The sequence below is a fragment of the Pseudomonas sp. TAE6080 genome (assembly GCF_018732265.1).
In the GTDB taxonomy this organism is placed as follows: domain Bacteria; phylum Pseudomonadota; class Gammaproteobacteria; order Pseudomonadales; family Pseudomonadaceae; genus Aquipseudomonas; species Aquipseudomonas brenneri.
In genome coordinates this window covers 1-20,992 of sequence record NZ_JAHIDY010000064.1, presented here as the reverse complement: position 1 = coordinate 20,992, position 20,992 = coordinate 1, and the positions used below count along the sequence as shown (strand labels likewise).

The window sequence follows — 20,992 nt, the reverse complement described above, 5'->3', positions numbered from 1 at the left end:
AGTTGCGCTAGGTGGTATGCCGGGGAAATACATGGCTACTTCAGACCATCCCTAGACGCATTAATAGCGCAGTGCCATCGTACAAGTAGACGCGCCAACCACCGCATGGAGCATGAGAGTTGAAAGTTATTTTGTACCTTTGGATGTGTACCAACACCTTTGTTCCCGGCCAGACCGATAGCACTGGCTGCATGACGCCCATGATTGACCAGAAGGTTTATGACTCGGTGGAGTCCTGTACTTTTGAGGCAATCCAGCGCCAAACAGTAGCGGGCTTCACCACGATGAAGCAGCCGCCAACACCACAAGGAAAGATGCTGAACGCTATGGACTATCGGTGCGTGGAGTGGGATGGAGAATCCGCAAAAATCCATCCAGAAAATACATTCCAATCCGACTGGGCAAAAAGCGGACTACGGCTAATCCGCCAATAACAAAAAGCCGGAAGGGATGCCACCGTATATTTCCTCCTAGCCGACGTAGAAGAAGGCAACAAGGGACACACCGACCGCTTTCCAGAATGCCCCACCCCCTCTTCCTGAAAAGTGCCCATAAAATTTGGCCGGCTGGGGTTTTCGTTTAGGAACGCTCGATCTTATTTTTCTGACTGAGAGTCACAGCAACGTCGAAGTTACTCACCCGTCGCGCCGCGAGGGCTGAGGATCCGTATACTTTTTGTTAATGTTTTAGCTCTTGCTAGGGGCGGTCTTCTAATTTGATTCCAGCTTGATGTGGTTTTTCATGAGCTGAAAAAATCTGTTACTTTCTGCTGTAATTAACTTTACGCTGTAGAGCGTATCGTAATACCGTCCAACATTATCTTTGGCCATATTCAAGTCGAGTCCCGTGCTGCATTCATCCTCTAAGCGTTTGCGGAATTCCGCAGGAGGCATCTTAAGTTCGACAGCATCATGAGTCATTACGATAATCTTACTTAAAGATTCGCTCAGAGCTGGCTCAAAGTAGATTGAGAACAGGGCAAACGTTCCGCCTAGTTCAACAATCAGTTCTCTAAAAGTCGAATACAGCGCTGCTGCTTTGCTTCTGTACTCAAGATGCATATCCCAACTCGCTTTTTGTACTTGCTCATTCCCTTGCTTCACAGCCATGTCTGAAACTGCAGCGGCCATTTCGCTATTGGATACATGAATTTGATAGATGCTAATCAGGTCAGTGATTTTGGCGACATCCACTACAGCTTTCTTGAAGGTATCCACCTTCAGTTTTTCCACTTCCTGTATTTGCAAGTATCGCTGTTGTGTCTGCCAGACATCAGATTTGTAAAGTTCAAGCTGTTTCGCATACTCGACTTTCACTTGCTCAATTTTACTTGTGATATCGGCTATATCTTCTTTAGTGGCTAGATTTTTGGCTTTCTCTCCGATGTAGCCGGGGAGATAGATTTTAATGAGCAACCCCCCGATAAAAATTAAAACCAACAACGCCACATCAACTACTAATGAGATATCCATTCATTAAGCTCCAATCATTACTTGCAAGGGTAAGCATCCTTAAATGCAGACCACACCAACACTGTATTACTCTTATTCAATAACTTCGGATTATCTTTTAAATACTTCACTACGATGCGCACCATCTGACCATTCGTCACACTATAGGGCATACAATATTTATCATCTTTCTTCAGAACGTCATTATAGAAGTAAACCATACTATTAACTCCCTCCACAAAGCCAGCACACATTCCAACGTCAATTCGATCAAAGTTTGGCTCTGAGTCTGCTAACTTTAAGTACTGCTGACATTGCCCCAGTAACTCGTTCCCATCGTACTTGCGGCCTGTAGCCTGAGCACCACCACTCCCCAACATCCCAACAAGTGCAATCGCTAACGCTATCCATGCTTTCATGATGATTCTCTCGTCGTGTAATGGCACGATGGTATCGAGCTCCTAGGCTTAGTGCCAGATAGGCAAGAACTCAGAATCAGACTAACGGCAGTATCGAGGATATGTGCGGGCGAAACGAAGGGAAACGGAACAGCGGAGGGATTGAGCGGACGTGACGAAATGCGGGGGACGATGAGTAGTACAATTGAGTAGTACAACCCAAAACGAAAAAGCCCCGTAACTCATTGAATTACAGGGCTTTTCTAAATGTGGCGGTGAAGGAGAGATTCGAACTCTCGATACAGTTTCCTGTATACACACTTTCCAGGCGTGCTCCTTAAGCCACTCGGACACTTCACCGTATCTCGTCAAACTGATTCAGTCTGTCGAGGCGCGCTAATGTAGTCGAAAGCTTTTCTGATGGCAAAGGTTTTTTTCAGAATTTTCATGCGCTTAGCCAATTATCTCGACGTGCGTCGCTCTGGCACGGCGTGGAGGGCGGCGATTCTGCCATTCTCAAGGCGCGATGGCACAGGTCGATGGCAGCCGCCATGCCCTGTTGTAGCCTGCTTCAGGCCGGGTGTAGGGAAAAAGTCTGACCGCCCAGTCAGTCACGGCGCTTTACCGGGACGGCCATGCTGGGTAACGTCTGCGGCCTGCCCTTCTATTAAACGTATTACAAGGAATCGCGTCATGAGTGAGTTGATTGCCTACCACCTCGAAGACGGTATCGCGACCCTGACCTTGAGCAACGGTAAGGTCAATGCCATTTCCCCTGCCGTGGTCAGTGCGTTTAATGAAGCGCTGGACCAGGCCGAGAAGGATCGGGCGGTGGTGATTATCACCGGTACGCCGGGGATTCTGTCCGGTGGTTATGATTTGAAAGTGATGACGGCCGGCCCTAAAGAGGCGGTCAGCCTGGTGACGTCGGGCTCGACCCTGGCGCGCCGTCTGTTGTCGCACCCGTTCCCGGTGATTGTGGCGTGCCCAGGGCATGCGGTGGCCAAGGGGGCGTTCCTGCTGTTGTCGGCCGATTACCGGATTGGTGTCGAGGGTCCGTTCAGCATTGGCCTGAATGAAGTGATGATCGGCATGACCATGCACCATGCCGGGATCGAGTTGGCGCGTGATCGCCTGCGCAAGTCGGCGTTTCATCGTTCGGTGATCAATGCCGAGATGTTCACCCCACAAGATGCCTTGAGTGCCGGTTTCCTCGACAAGGTGGTGGCACCTGAAGAGTTGCAGGCGGCGGCCCTGGAAGCGGCACGGCAGTTGAAGAAGATCAATATGAACGCCCACAAGCACACCAAGCTGAAGGTGCGCAAAGCACTGCTGGAGCTGCTGGACAACGCGATCATCCAGGATCAGGAGCACTTGGGTTAACCACCCACGCCCCGCTCAATAAAAAAGCCCGACCTCGCGTCGGGCTTTTTCTTACACGGCATTTTGAATGGCCTTGCAGCCGCTCTAGATAGCATCTGTCGCCATCTGTTGAAACATGTACTTAAACATCGGCCATCTCCTACCTCTACAGGGGTAATTGCCGAATACAGTGCACGTCCGTACACTGCGCCACCTTTTGTCCCGATGGTCCGTGTCGATGCTTTATTTATTACGCATGTTATTGATGGGCCTGCATTTTCTGATCGCCGGTGTGCTCGGGGTGTTACTGGGCGTGTGCCGGCCCTTCAACCCGGACAACAGCCGCCTGTGCGCACGCCTCTATGCACTGCCGGCCATGTGGATCCTGCGGCTGCGGGTCAAGGCGCAAGTGGACTCGCTGCGCAACAAGTCGAGCAGTTGTGTGATCATTGCCAACCACCAGTCCAACTATGATTTGTTCGTGTTCGGCAACGTGGTGCCTTATCGCACCGTGTGTATCGGCAAGAAGAGCCTGAAGTGGGTGCCGCTGTTCGGGCAACTGTTCTGGCTGGCGGGCAATGTGCTGATTGACCGGGGCAATGCACAGAAGGCACGGCGGTCGATGCTGACCACCACCCATACCCTGCAACACGAAGACACCTCGATCTGGGTGTTTGTGGAAGGCACCCGCAACCTGGGTGAAGCCTTGCTGCCGTTCAAGAAGGGCGCGTTCCAGATGGCGATTGCCGCTGGGGTGCCGATTGTGCCGGTGTGCGTCAGTACTTATGTGAAGCAGATGAAGCTCAATCGCTGGGACAGTGGGGATATTCTGATCCGATCCTTGGCGCCGATTCCTACGGCTGGTTTGACGATGGATGACATGCCCGGGCTGATCGAGAAATGCCGCGGGCAGATGATCGAGTGTATTGAAGCGATGGATCAAGCACTGCAAAAAACCTGAATGACCGGCGATGGCGATCTTGAGGACGCCATCGCCGACAAGCCAGCTCCTACAATGTGGCGTTTCAGGCTAAGCTGGCCGGTTACTGCCACTTGTGAAGAAGCGATCAGCATTATGGGTAGAGTTGTTGCAGCAGCCGTCTACAGCGCCGGGAAAAAAGTCAGGGATATCACCCTCGATGAAGGCGCCGCCTGGGCGGCCAAGCCCGGTTACTTTGTGTGGATCGGCCTGGAAGAGCCCGACGCCCAGGAGCTGGCCAACCTGCAACGCCAGTTCAACCTGCATGAGCTGGCCATCGAAGATGCCCTGGAAAAACACAGCCGGCCCAAGCTGGAAACCTTTGGCGACGCGCTGTTTATCGTGACCTATTCGCCGGTGCGCCATGAGGGCAAGCTGGAGTTTATCGAGACCCATATCTTCGCCGGCAACGGCTATATCATCACCGCCCGCAACGGCCACTCCGCGTCCTACGGCTATGTGCGCCAACGTTGTGAGGCGCGGCCACTGCTGCTGGAACACGGGGAAGATTTCGTACTCTATGCGCTGCTGGATTTTGTCACCGAAAACTATCAGCCGGTGAGCGAGGCGATTCATGCCGAGATCGATGCGCTGGAGCGCAACGTGTTGTGCGACGCCCTCAATGAGCGGGATATCCAGAACCTGCATGGCCTGCGCCGCGACGTGCTAAGGCTGCGCCGGCATGTGGCGCCGATGGTGGAGATCAGCGAGGAATTGCAGAAGCTGAACTTCCCGTTCATCGACAAGAACATGCGCCCGTACTTTCGCGATGTGCAGATCCATGTCACGCGGCAGATGGAAGACCTCTCCACCCTGCGCGACATCGCCAGCCAGACCATCGAGATCGGTGTGCTGCTGGAGGCCTCGCGCCAGAGCGTAGTGCAACGCAAGTTTGCCGCCTGGGCGGCGATCCTCGCGTTCCCCACAGCGGTGGCCGGAATCTACGGGATGAACTTCCAGAACATGCCGGAGCTGCAATGGCACTACGGCTATTTTGCGGTATTGGGGTTTATCGCGACGGGGTGCACGGGGTTGTGGGTCAGCTTCAAGCGCTCGGGGTGGCTATAAGCCGGCCCACCCCGCTCACTCGCTGATCAGGCCACCTGCGGCTTGTGCGCCACGAACCGCATCATCCATTCCGCCACGGTCACGCCGTGGTGGTCGTGCGCCAGGCTGGCGACACCACTTTGATAGATCTGCTCGCCCAGGTTCTGTTGGCGAATGTCCAACAATGCCCGCGAGTAATCGTGGATAAACTCGGGATGGCCCTGGAAGCACAGCACCTGGTCATTGATGTGATAAGCGGCAAACGGGCAGAAGTCGCTGGAGGCAATCACCGTGGCGTTTTGCGGCAAGGCTGTGACCTGATCCTGATGGCTGATCAACAGGGTCAGCTCTTCTACCACCGGGCTCATCCACGGCGCCTTGGCGGCCAGTTGGTAGTTGTGGATGCCCACGCCCCAGCCCTGGCTCGCCCGCTCGCTCTTGCCGCCCAGCAGCAGCGCCAGCAGTTGATGGCCGAAACAGATGCCGAGCAACTTGTCGCCCCGCTCGTAGCGGTTCAGCAGGTAGGCCCTGAGGGTTTCGATCCACGGGTCGGTGGCAAAGGAGTCCGCTTTGCTGCCCGTTACCAGGTAGGCGTCGAAGACTTCGCTGTCCGCCGGGTAGTCACCTTGCATCACGTTGTAGACGATGAACTCGGCGGCAATCGGCTGCTGTGAAAACAGGCGCTGGAACATCTGCCCGTAACCTTGATATTGATCGACCAGTTCCGGACGCAGGATATCGGTTTCCAGAATGCAGACGCGTAGCGACATAAAAAATACCTGACACGGTGATGGGAATAACGCACACCCGCCAGCCTGCCCTGAAATACCCTTTCAAGGCAAGCCCCAGCCGTGTCCGGTCGGGTGGCTAGAACGTAGCGCCCTGGGCGGCTTTTTCCAGCAGCAAGGCTGGCGGGTTGAACCGCTCGCCGTACTGCTCGGCCAGGTAACGCGCCCGCGCCACGAAGTCGTTGAGCCCGTACTGGTTGATAAATTGCAGCGCCCCGCCGGTCCAGGCCGCAAAACCGATGCCGAAGATCGAACCCACGTTGGCATCGGCGGTGGACATCAATACGCCTTCCTCCACACAGCGCACAGTCTCGATGGCCTGGATAAACAGCAGGCGGTCGCGCACATCCTGCGCCGAGATCCGCTGCCCGGGCCTTTCAAAGCGCGCCTTGAGCTCAGGCCACAAATGCTTCTGCCCACCGCTGGGGTACTCGTAGAAACCACCGCCCGCCGCTTTGCCGGGACGCTTGTATTCATTGAGCAGCAGGTCGATCACCGCAAACGCCGGGTGTTCCGGCAGTGTTTTACCTTCGGCTTGTAGGTCCTTGGCGGTCTGCTGACGGATATGGCTCATCAGGTTGAGGGAAACTTCGTCCGAGATCGCCAGCGGGCCAATCGGCATCCCGGCCTTGCGCGCCTCGGTCTCGATCATCGGCGCGGCCACACCTTCGCCGAGCAGGGTAATGCCTTCGTTGGTGAAGGTGCCGAACACCCGCGAGGTGAAGAAGCCACGACTGTCATTCACCACAATCGGGGTTTTCTTGATTTGCAGTACGAAATCAAAACCGCGAGCCAGGGTTTCGTCGCTGGTGTTGGCGCCCTTGATGATTTCCACCAGGGGCATTTTTTCCACCGGGCTAAAGAAGTGCAAGCCGATGAATTTACCTTGATCGGGCACCGCGTTCGCCAGGCCGCTGATAGGCAAGGTGGACGTATTGGAAGCAATCACCGCCTCAGCCCCTACTACACGCTGGGCCGCAGCCGAGACCTTGGCCTTGAGGTCGCGGTCTTCGAAGACGGCTTCGATGATCAGGTCGCAACCGGCCAGGTCGGCGTCGCTGTCTGTAGGAAGGATCCGCGCCAGGGTACTGTCGCGCTGCTCGACCGTCAGTTGCCCACGGCTGACCTTCTTGTCCAGCAGCGCTGCCGAGTGGGCCTTGCCCTTCTCTGCCGCCGCCAGCGTGACGTCCTTGAGCACCACGTCCACCCCCGCCGATGCGCTGGCGTAGGCAATCCCCGCCCCCATCATGCCAGCCCCAAGGATGCCGACCTTGCGCGTGACATACGGCGCAAACCCTGTAGGACGTGAGCCACCGGCGTTAATTTCGTTGAGCTGGAACCAGAAGGTGCCGATCATGTTCTTCGCCACCTGGCCGGTGGTGAGTTCGGTGAAGTAGCGGGTCTCGATCAGGTGTGCGGTGTCAAAGTCCACTTGGGCGCCTTCCACGGCAGCACAGAGGATTTTCTCCGGCGCGGGGAAGCAACCATTGGTTTTGCTGCGCAGGATCGATGGCGCAATGGCGAGCATTTGCGCGACTTTCGGGTTGGACGGTGTGCCGCCAGGAATCTGGTGACCCTTGATATCCCAAGGCTGTTTAGCCGCAGGGTTGGCCAGGATCCAGGCCCGGGACTTGGCCAGCAGCTCATCGCGATCCGCCGCCAATTCGTCGATCAAACCGGCCTGCAAGGCCTTTTGCGCGCTGACCTTCTTGCCTTCCAGCAAATACGGCAAGGCCTTCTCCAGGCCCAGCATGCGCACCATCCGCACCACCCCGCCGCCGCCCGGCAAGAGGCCGAGGGTGACTTCCGGCAAGCCGATCTGCACCGAGGGATGATCCAGCGCCACACGGTGCTGGCACGCCAGGCACAGCTCCCAGCCACCGCCGAGCGCCGCGCCGTTGATCGCGGCCACCACCGGCTTGCCGAGGGTTTCCAGGCTGCGCAGTTGCGCCTTCAGGCCCAGGACCATGTCGTAGAACGCCTTGGCGTGGGGCTTGTCGACTTTGATCAGTTCATTGAGGTCGCCGCCGGCAAAGAAGGTTTTTTTCGCCGAAGTGATAATGACCCCGGCAATCTCATCCTTTTCCGCGTCCAGGCGCGCGACGGTGGTGGCCATGGCCTCGCGGTAGGCCGCGTTCATGGTGTTGGCACTCTGGCCGGGCATGTCGAGGGTCAGCACCACGATCTGGTCCTGGCCTTTTTCGTAACGAATGGCGTCGGTCATGACAAATTCCTTAGGCTCAGAGGCGTTCGATAATGGTGGCGATACCCATGCCGCCGCCCACACAGAGCGTGGCCAGGCCGTAGCGCTGCTGGCGCACTTCCAGTTCGTCGAGCAAGGTGCCGAGGATCGCGCACCCCGTGGCCCCCAGCGGGTGGCCCATGGCAATCGAACCACCATTGACGTTGACCCGGGCGGCATCGATGCCCATGTCCTTGATGAACTTGAGTACCACCGAGGCAAAGGCTTCGTTGACCTCGAACAGGTCGATGTCCTCGACCCGCAGGCCAGCCTTGGCCAGGGCCTTGCGGGTGGCAGGCGCGGGGCCGGTGAGCATGATCGTCGGGTCGGTGCTGGTCACAGCCGTGGCAACAATGCGCGCGCGCGGTTGCAGGCCCAGTTCGCGGCCCCGAGCTTCGGAGCCGATCAGCATCAAGGCCGCGCCATCGACGATCCCTGAGCTGTTACCCGGTGTATGGACATGATGAATGCGTTCGACATGGCTATAGACCCGCAAAGCGGTGGCATCGAAGCCCATCTGGCCCATCATTTCGAAGCTGGGTTTTAGTTTGCCCAGGCCTTCAAGCGTCGAGTCGCCACGGATGAATTCGTCGTGATCGAGCAGCACGATACCGTTCTGGTCCTGCACCGGGATCAGCGATTTCTTGAAGGAACCATCTGATCTGGCCCGTGCCGCTTTCTGCTGGGAGTGCAAGGCAAAAGCATCGACATCGTTGCGACTGAAACCTTCCAGGGTGGCGATCAGGTCGGCGCCAATCCCCTGAGGCGTGAAGTGGCTGTGCATATTGGTTTGCGGGTCCAGCACCCAGGCACCTCCGTCGCTGCCCATGGGCACGCGGGACATGGACTCGACACCGCCGACCACCACCAGATCCTCGAAGCCGGAGCGCACTTTCATCGCACCGAGGTTGACCGCCTCCAGGCCCGACGCACAGAAGCGGTTGACCTGTACACCGGCGACGCTGACGTCCCAGTCGGCCACCAGCGCGGCGGTCTTGGCGATATCCGCGCCCTGGTCCCCGACCGGGGTGACGCACCCGAGCACGATGTCATCGACCAGGCGCGTATCCAGGTCGCTGCGCTGCTGCAGGGCGGTGAGCAAGCCGGCCAACAGGTTCACCGGCTTGACGCTGTGCAACGCGCCGTCAGCCTTGCCTTTGCCCCGGGGCGTACGTATCGCATCAAAGATCAAAGCTTGGGTCATGACGTCCTCGAACCACTGTGCAATGGAGCTCTCAAGGGGAGAGCCGACCGTGCCCTTACCTTAAGCGCCACGAGGGCAGATTCAATGACCGATGCGCTCATTGACCTTGACGACCACGCTCAGACGAACGGTAAGAGGCTACCGGAAACCCCTGATTAATCGTTTTAGCTGTCTAGCCAAGGGGCTGGCGCGGAGATGGCCACATGCCTCATACCTTTTTAAACAGATTTCAATCTAACTTGATATGAAAGCGATCTAAGCCACGCCCGACAGGGGCTCTAAGGTTGAATCAGTAAGAAGTGTATGAAGCTGCTGCCGGGTCTTGCTGGAGCAGCTGTAAGAAAAATGCCATCTAGCCGGCTTAACGTAGGAAATGATGGTGCTTGTATCGGCGCATTTGACGCTCAGGAATAACAACAAAAGGCAGTCAGCCATGTTCAAACAATCGAAAGTTCGCCAGGCGGGGCTTATTCTCTTCGCCACCACACTGATTCTGATTCTGCCCAACCTGACCAAGATCATTGGTTGAACGGGCCGATCACAGCGAAACATTGCAGTCTTTGACAGCTCCGCCCGGGAAACCGCGTACCGCGTCCCCGTGGCCGGGGCTGTCTTTTTGCCTACAGTCTAGTGGCCGTTTTCCGGTATCGTGGGCCCGCATCGTCACTGCGAAATGGGCTTCTCCTTGAAACAGATTATCGTCCTGCTGATGCTGATCCTGGCTTACCCCGTCAGCGCGGCCCAGTTGACCATCGAGTTGGATCACAACCGCACGACCTGGCAAACCGCCGACCTGTTGCAGCATCCGGCGGCGCAGACAGTACAGATCGTCGATGATGTTTCCTACAAGCGCAATATGACGTATCGCGCAGTCCCAATGGCCGCACTCCTACCGGGCCTGGTAGCGCAGAACCATGTGCAGGCGGTGGCACTCGATGGTTTCGCCGCCGAACTGGCCGTCGCGCCGCTGCTTGCGCAAAACGGCGCACAGGCGTGGCTGGCAGTGGAAGATCCGGCTCATCCATGGCCCCCTCTGGCCGCTGGCAAACCCAGTGCCGGCCCGTTCTATCTGGTGTGGACCCAGCCCCAGGCAAGCGGGATCAGCCCGGAACAGTGGCCATTCCAGGTCTCTACGATCAGACAGCTGAAAACCGTTGCCGAACGCTTCCCGGCGCTGCTGCCGGACCCTGCGCTGGCGGTGGATGATCCGGTCAACCTGGGGTTCGCCCTGTTCCAGAAGAACTGCCTGGCCTGTCATCGCCTCAACGGCGCGGGTGACGCGCAGGTAGGACCTGACCTGAATGTGCCCTACAGCCCGACCGAGTATTTGGGCGGCGACTTCCTCAAGCGTTATATCCGTGATCCCCAAAGCCTGAGGCACTGGCCACAGGCGAAGATGCCGGCGTTTACCACCAGCGTGCTGCCTGATGCCGACCTGGACCTGCTGGTGGGGTATTTGAAGCATATGGCCGCTCGTAAAACCGACGCGGCCTTGTAGGAAGCGGCTTGTCGGCGATGGCGATCTTTCGGGCCTTATCGCCGGCAGGTGTGATGGGTTATTGCTGCTGCACCAGAATCACCGGGGTCGGCGCCACGAACACCCGGGCATGCATCTGTTCATGCCCGCCGCCACGGCGCATGCCGCGCACCGGGCACGCGTCCAGGTAATCCAGGCCCACCGCCAGTTTCAAATGCCGCTCCGGGCGGGCCAGTTGGTTAGTCACATCGAAGCTGTACCAGGCGTCATCCAGCCAGGCTTCGGCCCAGGCGTGGCTGGCCAGGTGTTCGCTGTCCTCGCTGTACAAATACCCCGACACATACCGCGTCGCGATCCCCAGGCTGCGCGCGCAGGCCAGGAAGGCGTGGGCGTGATCCTGGCAAACACCGGCACGCCCGGCGAACGCCTCGGCCGCACAGGTCTCCACCTGCGTGGCACCCGGCACGTACTCGATATGCTGGTTGAGGGCGTGCATCAGGTCGATCAGGGCATTGCGATCCCGACGCTTGCCGCAGTGCTGCTGTGCAAAGGCGCGCAGAGCCTCGTCCGGTTCGGTCAGGCGCGTGCAACGCTGGAAGGGAAATGGCGACTGGCTGTCATGCTCGGCCTCGCGCCACTCGTCAATGTCCACCTGGCCACGGGCACCGATGATGATCGATTCATGGGGTTCATCCATGGTCAGCACATGCAGGATATTGCCGAACGGGTCTAGTTGGGCCCGTACCGGACGCGGCAAATCCAATTGCCAACTGAGCACATGCTGGCGTTCGCTGTCGTGGGGAGTCAGGCGCAGGTACTGGATGCTGGCGCGCACCTGGTCTTCATAGCGGTAGGTGGTTTCGTGGCTGATGGAAAGTCTCATGCCGCCTCCAGGTAGGAATGGTGAATGGCGTTACCCAACTGGCGGACCAGCGGGATGAAGTCGGTCAGCCAGGCGTGCAGGCCTTCCTCAAGGATTTCGTCAATGGCGGTAAAGCGCAGGCGCGCATCCATCTCGGCGGCCAGGCGCTGCGCCGGGCGGCCGTTGATGCCGGGCAGGCTGGCGAGGATCTGGTCGATTTCTTCGCTGCATGCCCGTAAGGAGCGCGGCACATCGGCGCGCAGCAGCAACAGTTCGGCCACCTGGCGCGCACCGGGCGCATCACGATAGATCTCGGTATAGGCCTCGAAAGACGACAACGCCCGCAGCAGCGCACTCCACTGGTAATAGGCGTGGGCGGTGCCATCAATCACGACTTCGGCCTGGTCACCGGCCATCTCGTAGCGGGCATCCAACAGGCGCAGGGTGTTGTCGGCCCTTTCGATGAAGGTGCCCAGGCGAATAAAACGAAAGGCGTCATTGCGCATGATGGTGCCGTAGGTGGCACCGCGAAACAGGTGGGAGCGTTCCTTGACCCACTCGCAGAAGCGGCTCATGCCATAACGGCTCAAACCCTCTTGGGCGATGACGCGAATATCCAGCCAAGTGGCGTTGATGTTTTCCCACATGTCTGCAGTAATTCGCCCACGCACGGCATGGGCACTGGCGCGGGCGGCGCCCAGGCAGCTGTAGATGCTTGCCGGGTTGGCCGCGTCCAGGGCGAAGAAGTGCAACAGGCGCTCGGCATGCAACTCGCCATGGCGCTCATGGTAGTCATCCAGGGTGCCGGTGATCAGCAGGGGCATGGCCAGTTCGTGCAGGCCATCGCCGCGCCCATCCTGGGGCATCAGTGACAGGGAATAGCTGACATCGAGCATGCGCGCGAGGTTTTCCGCGCGTTCCAGGTAGCGCGACATCCAATACAAATCCGAGGCAGTTCTACTCAACATGGTTTCACTCCTCGACCACCCAGGTGTCTTTAGTGCCGCCGCCCTGTGATGAGTTGACCACCAACGAGCCTTCGCGCAGCGCCACACGGGTCAACCCGCCCGGCACTACACGGGTTTCCTTGCCGGACAGGACAAACGGCCGCAGGTCGATATGCCGGGGCGCGATGCCGTTTTCGACAAAGGTCGGGCACGTCGACAGGCATAAGGTCGGTTGGGCAATGTAGGCATGGGGCTTGGCCTTGATCCGCGCACGAAAGGCTTCGATCTCGGCGGCCGTGGCTGCCGGGCCGACCAGCATGCCGTAGCCACCGGAACCCTGGGTCTCCTTGACCACCAGCTCCGGCAGATTCGCCAGCACATGGGACAGCTCGTCAGGCTTGCGGCACTGGAACGTCGGAACGTTCTTCAGGATTGGCTCTTCATCCAGGTAAAAACGGATCATGTCAGTGACGAAGGGATACACCGACTTGTCATCCGCCACCCCGGTGCCGATGGCATTGGCCAACACCACGTTGCCCGACCGATAGGCGGCCAACAAGCCCGGCACGCCGAGCATCGACTCCGGGTTGAAGGCCAACGGATCGAGGTAGGCATCGTCGAGGCGACGATAGATCACGTCCACCGCCTTCGGCCCATCGGTGGTGCGCATGAATACGCGGTCGTCACGCACGAACAGATCGGCACCCTCCACCAGCTCCACGCCCATTTCCCGGGCGAGGAACGCATGCTCGAAAAACGCGCTGTTGAAGCGCCCGGGCGTCAGCACCACCACGCTGGGGTTGTCCAGCGGGCTGGAGCTTTTCAGGGTGTCGAGCAACAGGTTGGGGTAATGATCGATCGGTGCGATGCGCTGGGCGGCGAACAGTTCGGGGAACAGGCGCATCATCATCTTGCGGTCTTCGAGCATGTAGCTCACACCGCTGGGAGTGCGCAGGTTGTCTTCCAGCACGTAGTACGTGCCGTCGCCATCGCGTACGAGGTCCACACCCGAGACGTGGGAATAGATACCCCGGTGCAGGTCCAGGCCCTGCATCGCAAGCTGGTATTGCTCGTTGGCCAGCACTTGCTCGGCTGGAATAATCCCGGCCTTGATAATGCGCTGGTCGTGATACAGGTCGGCAAGGAACAGGTTCAACGCCTTGACCCGCTGAATACAACCACGCTCCACAACGCGCCATTCACTGGCGGGAATACTGCGCGGAATGGTGTCGAAGGGAATCAGGCGCTCGGTGCCCTGCTCGTCGCCGTACAGGGTGAAGGTGATGCCGGCGCGGTGAAACAGCAAATCGGCTTCACGCCGACGCTGAGCCAGCAGCTCGGCAGGGGTTTGATCCAGCCAGCGGGCAAACTCGCGATAGTGAGGCCGGACCTGGCCGGCCTCATCGTACATTTCATCGTAATAAGTGCGGATCATGCCGAACTCCTTGTCACCCGGACGCAACGGACAGTCGCAAGGCCCGTGCCAGCGGCATAAACACTTAAGTATCAACCAGTTAGATATAGTCAAAGGCCGAATCGCACCGTCCTGGTGCAGCAAACGCCCCTGCCTCGGTACACAAGCCTCAAAGAGACGCAGGCATTGCCTATCACCAGCATAGTCAGAGTTGATTTCACTGCCTGGCAAAGCCTGCGGATAATCGCACTCATCCGCTGAACAGGATTCGTCCTACAGCATCGCCCCATCACCGCCGGTAACTTGTTGGTGCAAGTACCGACCGGTTCCCCTTCTTTCCGGTCTTCCCTTTTGGCCACCCTGCTCGGGTGGCCTTTTTTTTGTGGAGGATTTTTCGCAATAAGTTCCAAGTACTTTTCCGCGCCACAAACAAAATCGGCCGACCCAAGGGTCAGCCGATACGCTGCTTTATTGATCATGTGTCTACATGGGTAACCCACGAACCTCGTGCTTGACGCCCCATCCCTCGATAATCCCGCCCAAGGGCTCGACTACCGCCTCAAAGTCCTGCTCAAAATCACCGATGCCATCATAGGTGGCGAACATCACCTTGCTCAGTTCCAGAAACCAGGCGCCGTCATCCCTTGCGCTGATCTGGGCATTGATGGATTCCCCACGAAACCGACCCGCAGCCCGACGCGCACGTTCCTCATCCGGGAAAATGGCGTAGAACTCGATGGGGTGAAAACGTGAGAAGTCGAAGCCGCCCTCTTTCATGCGGCGTAACACGTGGGTGCTGATGTCTTCTTGATAGGCTGTGCTCATGAAACGTCCTCCTCAAACCGATGGATAGACTTTCCGTGCTTCCCAAGGCCCACGCCTGAAAGGCGCAGCTATACGGCAATGACATCGCCGCAGGAAAACAAGCATGTAGCTGACAAGACCAGACCTTAGCGATTCATTCGCTGATCTCCCTTGCAGAGTAGCGCGAAGCTATCACCTCCACCAGCGGCGCTTTAAAGGCAGACAGGGAATATTCAGACGGCGGGAGAAATATCGAGAATTTGAATGCTGTTCTGATCCTTCAGGCTTTTGAGCGTGGGCTCGGCGATACGCCCGTCCAGGTCATTGAGGTCCAGTTCGGCGGGGATGGGCAGTAATTTGGCGCGAATCATCTGCGCAGCGTCTTCAAGGCTAGGCTTTTGCGCACAAGTGAACAGCTCTACGGACTGCTCGCCGTGATCATCAACGAAGGTAACTTGCCACTTTTGCATCAGTGCCTCCTCGATAAAGCCCATGGATGGGCTTACCTCTATCTGGACCTTGAGGGATCGGTGATCGTTCCACTCAAGACTGGAGGCACTGCTCGGCTGCGCTTAAGGTTTCTCGGCGAGATCTTTCAAGGCTTTCAAGGTGTTGAAGGGCGCTTCAACCACAAACTTGTTGGCCAACCAGGACGGCACGCTGCCACCTGGCTCGGTGTGGACCTGGTAGGTCACTTCGGTCTGGTCGGCGCCTTTGGGCACCAGTTTCCAGAAGCCTTCGACCTGGGCCACACGCACATAGCCTTTCTCTTCCGGCAGATAGGTAGGCACTTCCAGCAGCTTGCGGGTCACGCTACCGTCGGCGGCCTGGGTGGTGGTGATTTCCAGGATCGAGTCACGATCGGTCACTGGGAACGGGGCCTTGAACTGGGTGTAGGTCCAGCTCTTGTCGCCTTCCTTCTTCAGCAGTTTCTGCGACTTGCATTCGTGAATCCATTTGCAAGCACCGACGACATCGTCCTGCAGCGCCTGGACCTTGGCCAATGGCGCCTTGATCACGGTAACGCCGCGATAAGCCTTGTATTTGGAGCCTGCCACTTCACTCAAGGCGACCTTGATACCTTCCTCGTCCTTGGCGACCTGCCATTCTTCTGCCTGTGCAGCAGTTGCAAACAACACCGTAAAACCGCACAACACAGCCATTCGTTTCAGCGAACCCATTGTTGTATTCCTTATTGTTGAAGTTCAGACATTAAAGCCCACTAAGCCGCCGTCATCTGTTCCCACCAGCCGATCAACCTGATCGCTTCTTCCTGGCTGCTGCCACAGACTTCGATATCCGCCTCGAAGGCGCCACACACCGCAGGCCGTTCCGGTTGGCCAAACAATTGGCACAGTTGTTCGACCGACAGGTGCAGGCAGCGTTCGCCCGCGGGCTTGCCATTGGGCATACCGGGCAACGGCGAACTGATGGAAGGCGCGATACAGCAGGCGCCACAGCCTTCACGGCATTTCATGACCAGCAGGTCCTCGACGACAAAGTGTTAATGGCCGGGCTAGAGTACGCCCTAAAACAGCCGTTTTAAAATGGTCTAACAGGGGTTTTTCGCAGAAAACAAAAGTGACCGACCAGTCTGCGACAGAAGGTCAGTGGTTCAGGTCACTTTGGCAGCGACGATTAATTCTTGAATTCAAAATCCAGGGCTGCGCCTTCAACATCGCGCCGCTCTTCATTGCGCATCTGCAACTGCATTTCGTTGCTCAGCAGACGCCCGTTGATCTGGAATGCACTGTTATCAACCGGCTTTTCTTCAAACATCGGCGGCAATAACGGTACGTTCTTGGGCTGCGGCATGGTGCCGAGGGGTTGCAGGTGCCGGACCATTTCCTGGGGCAGGCTAAGGTCCAGTCGCGCCGGCGCCAGCTTGGTCTGCGCCACTTCACTGGCCGATTTGGATTTGCTGGCGATGGGTGCGCGCTTCTTCACCTTCGTGGCTTTTTTGGCCGGTGCAGCTTTTTTCGCCGGGACCGTTTTTTTAGCCTGTGCCGGCTTTTGTTCGGCGGCGGCCAGCACGACTGGCGCACTGGCAGGCGCTGCCAGCACAGAAGTGGCATTGCACAGGCTCGCCAGACAGATCAACAGCGCGGCAGGAAAAATAGAGGTCATATCGCCAACAGCATTAACGGCAGAAGGCCATATGCTCGCCTGTTGAGCGCGGCATGACAAGCGCGGTGATTAGCCAGCTACCGTTCATGCCCCATTTTGGCGCTTCAAAAACCGCCCGCAGCCTCCAGGCACAACTGATTGGCCAGCATGCCAAGGGTCATCAAGGCCCGCTCGGCCTCGCGATTCCACGGCGTGCCGCAGTTGAGCCGAATACAGTGGTTGAACTGTTCCGTATTGCTGAAGATCAGCCCCGGCGCAATGCTGATGCCCTGCTGCAAGGCGCGCACGTGCAACTCCTGGGTATTGACCCGGCCCGGCAGGCTGACCCACAGGATAAAGCCACCAGTCGGCCGGCTCATCTGCGTCCCCTCGGGGAAGTACTGCTGCACCGCCAACTGAAAGGCGCTGAGATTCTTGCGATACTCCTGGCGAATGTAGCGCAGGTGCCGGTCGTAACCGCCGTTCTCCAGGTACGCCGCCACGCCCATCTGCGTGACGCTGCACGCCGAATGGGTGCTGAACATCTGCAGGCGCTGGATCTCCTGCTGGTATTTGCCGGCAATCATCCAGCCGATACGCACCCCCGGGGACAGGGTCTTGGAAAAACTGGAGCAGTAGATCACCCGATCCAGGCGGTCATAGGCCTTCAGGGCCTTGGTGCGGCCCAGTTCGAACATCAACTCGCCGTAGATGTCGTCTTCAACGATCTGGATATCGAAATCCGAGGCCAGGCGCAGCAATTGTTTCTGCCGCTCTTCGGGCATGGTGCCACCCAGGGGATTGCTCAGGCGCGTAGTCAGGACCAGGGCCTTGATCGACCATTGGTTGGCCGCCAACTGCAGGGCCTCAAGACTCATGCCGGTGGCCGGGTCGCTGGGGATCTCGATGACTTTGAGGCCAAGCAGGTCGGCCAGTTGCAGCAGCCCGTAATAGGTGGGTGATTCGGCGGCGATCAGGTCGCCGGGACGGGTCAGCACCCGCAAGGACATCTGCAATGCATCGACACAGCCGTGGGTGATCACCACTTCAGACGGGTCGACCACCACCCCGGCATCACGCATGCGAATCGCGACCTGGCGCCGCAGCGGCTCGAAGCCTGGGCTGAACATATAGCTGAACGCCCGCGGGCTCTGGAAGCGCGTGACCTTGGCCAGTTGCTGGTGCAACGCCCGCACTGGCAGATAGTCGACGCTGGGCACGGCGGCCCCCAGCGGGAACACCCCTTCGCGACGGGACTCGACCAATACCTGTTGAATGATGCTGCTGCGGGTGACCAGGCCCGGGCGCTCGACCCGGGCGATATCCGGCGTCGGTGCGGTCAGGGCTGGCGTCTGGTGCACGTAATACCCGGACTGCGGCCGCGCGCGGATCAAACCCTGGTCTTCAAGGTTGGCGTAGGCCTGCAACACTGTGGCATGACTGACATTGAGCTGGGAGCTCATCTTGCGCACCGAAGGCACGCGCTCACCCGGTTGATAGACACCGCGCCGGATATCCTCAGCCAATTGCTGGGCGATACGTTGGTAAAGCAAGAGATTGGTCATGACGCAGCACTCGATTTCACGGGTATTTTATTTTTGTGTGAAACATACCAGCACAGTTTAGAAGTGTACGGGGACAGTTGCCACAATAGTCGAGGACGCGCGGCAGTGATAGAAAAAACTGTGTGGGTTGAGCACTGAATCGCAGGCATGAAAAACCCGATCAAAGATCGGGTTCCATAGCGGGTGCGCCCTGCGGTTCAGCGCGCGGCGCCGAGCTGGCCCTTGTCATCGGAGAAGACGATTTCCACCCGCCGGTTCTGCGCACGACCACGCTCGGACGCATTCACTTCCACCGGGTACTGGTCGCCGTAGCCTTCGACTTGAATGCGTTTGTCATCAATGCCCAGGTCGATCAGTACGTCCGCCACGGCCTGTGCACGGTCGCGGGACAGTTTGAGGTTTTCCTGCTCGCCGCCGGTACTGTCGGTGTAGCCTTCGATCCGCACCACCCGCTTGGGGTTCAGTTGCAGGAACTGCACGATCTTGAGCACTGTACGGTTGGCGGAATTTTTCAGCTCTGCCTGGCCGGTGTCGAACAGCACGTCGCCCAGGGTCATCACCAGGCCGCGATCGGTCTGGGTGGTGGTCAGGCTGGCAATCTGCTCTTCCAGCCACTTGCCCTGTTGCTGCACGCTCAACAGCTTGGCCTCGCGCAGCGCCAGTTGCAGGCGCTGACGCTCCAGTTCGAGTTTGGCCGCACGTTCCTCGTTGAGTACCAACTCCGTATGTTCCCGGGCAATGGCACTGTAGCGCTGGCTCAGGTAGGCGTAATGCACTACGTCGCCACCGCTGCCCCAGTAGCTGGAGAGACGGTCGGCGCGGGCCAGCGACTCGCCGGCGCGGATCACGTCCTTGGGCGCGATGCGCAGCACATTGGAATCTTCCTTGACCTTCTGGAAGTCGCTGCCCGCCTGCTGCAACGCAGTGTCGCTATTGGGATGGCCGGCACAGCCTGCAAGCACCAAACTGCTCAATAGCAGCCCATATGTCAGGCGGTTCATTGGGCATCTCCCAGCTGTTTGCGCAGGCGGGTGATACGGGTGTTGAGGACATTCAACTGTTCCTGACTCTTTTGCGTCAGCACCCGCGCCTCGGCCAGGCGGGCATCCAGTTCGGCCTGTTCAGCCTGCATGCGGGCATCCTTGTAGGACTCATCAGCCATGTCGGCCTTGGCCTGGGCCAGTTTTGTCTCGGCGAGTTTCAACTCAGGCACGTCGTCAGCAACGGCCCCCACGGCGGCGGCTTGTTCCAAGGCTTGCTGGGTCAGGCGCATTTGTTCATTCGGCGCAGGATCTGCGGCACAGCCCGCCAGCGTTACAACGGCGAGGGCGGCGAAAAGAGGTCGAATAGTCACTAAAAATCCCTACTTTGTTGGGGTACCGACAGGTTGCTGCAACTGCGTCTTCCAGCGTTCGATATTGCGCTGCAACGCGGCTTCCGTCAGACCGGACGCGGCCAATTCTGTCATCTTTTTGGCGAGCTGTCCGCGCAACCACGGATCATTGCAAGCCGAGTTGTGGGAAATCGCCAGGAACAGGCCCGGTTGATCGATCGGCAGTTCACGGGCCAACAGGTCTTTGCTCATGCCCAGGGTCTGGGCCATGGCCATGCCGGAGTAACGTCCGGCCAGCACGTAGTCCACTTCGCCCAACAGCAACTTCTGCAAGGCCGGGGTCACGGTTGGCACACGTTCCAGGGTCAGGTGTTCGCTGGCAAAGGCTTCAAATTCAGGGGAAAGACGCGCCCGCTCCGAGACTGCGCCCTTGTGGCCATGCAGGTCGGCTGCGCTGGTATAGACCAGAGGTGAGTCGACACGGGTCCACACCCGGTAATCGGCCTGCATCAGTGCCGGGTGGATGTAGTCCAGAGTCTCCAGTTCGTTGATATTCAACGGTGCGTCGGCCAACAGGTCCATGCGCCCGCTGCGCACTTCCTCCAGGGCCAGGGAACGCTTGCCACCGTACAGCAGGTCGATTTTCAGCCCCAGTTCCTTGGCCACTTGTTGCAACACCTCGGCATTGGCGCCGATCAGGCGGGTCGGGTCCTGCGGATCACGCCACAGATAGGGCGGTGCATCCGGGCTGCCGGTCACCACCAGGCGCTCGCATTTGCCGGCCGCGATAGACAAGGTCGGCAGCAGTGACAGGCCCAGCAGTACAGTCCAGCGACGCAGTTCCATGGCGTGGTTTCCCGATCAAGAGTGACGTGCAAAAAAAAGCCCGGTCATAAGACCGGGCTCTTTATAAGTGAAGCGGCTGGTTTAGACCAGCTTCTCAAACTCCGGTACGGCTTCGAACAAGTCCGCCACCAGGCCGTAATCAGCCACCTGGAAGATCGGCGCTTCTT

At 58.4% G+C, this 20,992-nt stretch carries 23 protein-coding genes and 1 tRNA gene; 5 read left to right on the top strand and 19 right to left on the bottom strand.

What is annotated here, in order from left to right; translation table 11 throughout:
• The first annotated feature begins 119 nt into the window (after window positions 1-119).
• Window positions 120-434, top strand: coding sequence for a hypothetical protein (locus tag KL786_RS27920; RefSeq protein WP_215519634.1), 315 nt, complete (start codon window positions 120-122; stop codon window positions 432-434).
• A gap of 276 nt (window positions 435-710) precedes the next feature.
• Here KL786_RS27920 and KL786_RS27915 read toward each other — a convergent pair whose 3' ends face one another.
• The 3 genes from KL786_RS27915 to KL786_RS27905 all read right to left on the bottom strand — a co-directional run bounded on the left by KL786_RS27915 (window position 711) and on the right by KL786_RS27905 (window position 2,209).
• Window positions 711-1,472 carry a hypothetical protein gene (locus KL786_RS27915; protein ID WP_215519633.1) on the bottom strand — a complete coding sequence of 254 codons (762 nt, stop codon included), beginning with the start codon at window positions 1,470-1,472 and terminating at the stop codon, window positions 711-713.
• Between the two features lie 17 nt (window positions 1,473-1,489).
• Window positions 1,490-1,870: a Rap1a/Tai family immunity protein gene (locus KL786_RS27910; protein ID WP_215519632.1), complete on the bottom strand. Its 381-nt coding sequence runs from the start codon at window positions 1,868-1,870 to the stop codon at window positions 1,490-1,492.
• A gap of 249 nt (window positions 1,871-2,119) precedes the next feature.
• Window positions 2,120-2,209 (bottom strand) — tRNA-Ser (locus KL786_RS27905).
• A gap of 333 nt (window positions 2,210-2,542) precedes the next feature.
• Here KL786_RS27905 and KL786_RS27900 point away from each other — a divergent pair.
• The 3 genes from KL786_RS27900 to KL786_RS27890 all read left to right on the top strand — a co-directional run bounded on the left by KL786_RS27900 (window position 2,543) and on the right by KL786_RS27890 (window position 5,258).
• Window positions 2,543-3,232 carry a crotonase/enoyl-CoA hydratase family protein gene (locus KL786_RS27900; RefSeq protein WP_057960362.1) on the top strand — a complete coding sequence of 230 codons (690 nt, stop codon included), beginning with the start codon at window positions 2,543-2,545 and terminating at the stop codon, window positions 3,230-3,232.
• A 217-nt stretch (window positions 3,233-3,449) separates the two neighbouring features.
• Entirely contained in the window at window positions 3,450-4,172 is a 723-nt protein-coding gene (locus KL786_RS27895; RefSeq protein ID WP_215519631.1) for a lysophospholipid acyltransferase family protein, read from the top strand.
• 114 nt (window positions 4,173-4,286) lie between these two features.
• Entirely contained in the window at window positions 4,287-5,258 is a 972-nt protein-coding gene (locus KL786_RS27890; protein WP_215519630.1) for a magnesium and cobalt transport protein CorA, read from the top strand.
• Between the two features lie 26 nt (window positions 5,259-5,284).
• Here the strand turns inward: KL786_RS27890 and KL786_RS27885 are convergent, their stop codons facing one another.
• From KL786_RS27885 to KL786_RS27875, 3 genes are all read right to left on the bottom strand, one after another.
• Entirely contained in the window at window positions 5,285-6,007 is a 723-nt protein-coding gene (locus KL786_RS27885) for an amidotransferase (protein ID WP_032863618.1), read from the bottom strand.
• Between the two features lie 97 nt (window positions 6,008-6,104).
• The gene (locus KL786_RS27880) at window positions 6,105-8,249 is read right to left on the bottom strand and encodes a 3-hydroxyacyl-CoA dehydrogenase NAD-binding domain-containing protein (protein WP_215519629.1); all 2,145 of its coding nucleotides are present in this window, start codon (window positions 8,247-8,249) and stop codon (window positions 6,105-6,107) included.
• 16 nt (window positions 8,250-8,265) lie between these two features.
• On the bottom strand, window positions 8,266-9,471 hold the full coding sequence (locus KL786_RS27875) for an acetyl-CoA C-acetyltransferase (protein WP_215519628.1): 1,206 nt from the start codon (window positions 9,469-9,471) through the stop codon (window positions 8,266-8,268).
• A gap of 685 nt (window positions 9,472-10,156) precedes the next feature.
• On the opposite strand from KL786_RS27875, the gene KL786_RS27870 reads away from it, so the two are divergent.
• Window positions 10,157-10,969 carry a cytochrome c gene (locus KL786_RS27870; RefSeq protein ID WP_215519627.1) on the top strand — a complete coding sequence of 271 codons (813 nt, stop codon included), beginning with the start codon at window positions 10,157-10,159 and terminating at the stop codon, window positions 10,967-10,969.
• A 58-nt stretch (window positions 10,970-11,027) separates the two neighbouring features.
• Here the strand turns inward: KL786_RS27870 and KL786_RS27865 are convergent, their stop codons facing one another.
• The 13 genes from KL786_RS27865 to KL786_RS27805 all read right to left on the bottom strand — a co-directional run.
• Window positions 11,028-11,831 (bottom strand): transglutaminase family protein, encoded by an 804-nt coding sequence (locus tag KL786_RS27865; protein WP_032863613.1) that lies wholly within the window; start codon window positions 11,829-11,831, stop codon window positions 11,028-11,030.
• Entirely contained in the window at window positions 11,828-12,778 is a 951-nt protein-coding gene (locus tag KL786_RS27860) for an alpha-E domain-containing protein (protein ID WP_032863611.1), read from the bottom strand. Before KL786_RS27860 ends, KL786_RS27865 begins: the two co-directional genes overlap by 4 nt.
• A gap of 4 nt (window positions 12,779-12,782) precedes the next feature.
• Window positions 12,783-14,192: a circularly permuted type 2 ATP-grasp protein gene (locus KL786_RS27855; protein ID WP_215519626.1), complete on the bottom strand. Its 1,410-nt coding sequence runs from the start codon at window positions 14,190-14,192 to the stop codon at window positions 12,783-12,785.
• A 462-nt stretch (window positions 14,193-14,654) separates the two neighbouring features.
• Window positions 14,655-14,996: a ribonuclease E inhibitor RraB gene (locus KL786_RS27850; protein WP_032863607.1), complete on the bottom strand. Its 342-nt coding sequence runs from the start codon at window positions 14,994-14,996 to the stop codon at window positions 14,655-14,657.
• Between the two features lie 212 nt (window positions 14,997-15,208).
• Window positions 15,209-15,445: a hypothetical protein gene (locus KL786_RS27845; protein WP_252193876.1), complete on the bottom strand. Its 237-nt coding sequence runs from the start codon at window positions 15,443-15,445 to the stop codon at window positions 15,209-15,211.
• 102 nt (window positions 15,446-15,547) lie between these two features.
• The gene (locus KL786_RS27840) at window positions 15,548-16,156 is read right to left on the bottom strand and encodes an START domain-containing protein (protein ID WP_215519624.1); all 609 of its coding nucleotides are present in this window, start codon (window positions 16,154-16,156) and stop codon (window positions 15,548-15,550) included.
• A gap of 41 nt (window positions 16,157-16,197) precedes the next feature.
• The gene (locus KL786_RS27835) at window positions 16,198-16,452 is read right to left on the bottom strand and encodes a YkgJ family cysteine cluster protein (RefSeq protein ID WP_065943586.1); all 255 of its coding nucleotides are present in this window, start codon (window positions 16,450-16,452) and stop codon (window positions 16,198-16,200) included.
• A gap of 161 nt (window positions 16,453-16,613) precedes the next feature.
• A complete protein-coding gene (locus KL786_RS27830; protein WP_215519623.1) occupies window positions 16,614-17,102 on the bottom strand; it encodes a translation initiation factor 2 in 489 nt (162 codons plus the stop codon).
• Between the two features lie 104 nt (window positions 17,103-17,206).
• Window positions 17,207-18,646 (bottom strand): aminotransferase-like domain-containing protein, encoded by a 1,440-nt coding sequence (locus KL786_RS27825; protein WP_065943585.1) that lies wholly within the window; start codon window positions 18,644-18,646, stop codon window positions 17,207-17,209.
• Between the two features lie 197 nt (window positions 18,647-18,843).
• On the bottom strand, window positions 18,844-19,647 hold the full coding sequence (locus KL786_RS27820) for an OmpA family protein (protein ID WP_215519622.1): 804 nt from the start codon (window positions 19,645-19,647) through the stop codon (window positions 18,844-18,846).
• Window positions 19,644-20,000, bottom strand: coding sequence for a DUF4398 domain-containing protein (locus KL786_RS27815; protein WP_029299652.1), 357 nt, complete (start codon window positions 19,998-20,000; stop codon window positions 19,644-19,646). The genes KL786_RS27820 and KL786_RS27815 overlap by 4 nt, the downstream gene beginning before the upstream one ends.
• Before the next feature lie 9 nt (window positions 20,001-20,009).
• Entirely contained in the window at window positions 20,010-20,825 is an 816-nt protein-coding gene (locus KL786_RS27810; RefSeq protein WP_215519621.1) for a substrate-binding periplasmic protein, read from the bottom strand.
• 81 nt (window positions 20,826-20,906) lie between these two features.
• Window positions 20,907-20,992: electron transfer flavoprotein subunit alpha (locus KL786_RS27805; protein ID WP_215519635.1), on the bottom strand; the 86-nt coding region annotated here is incomplete at its 5' end.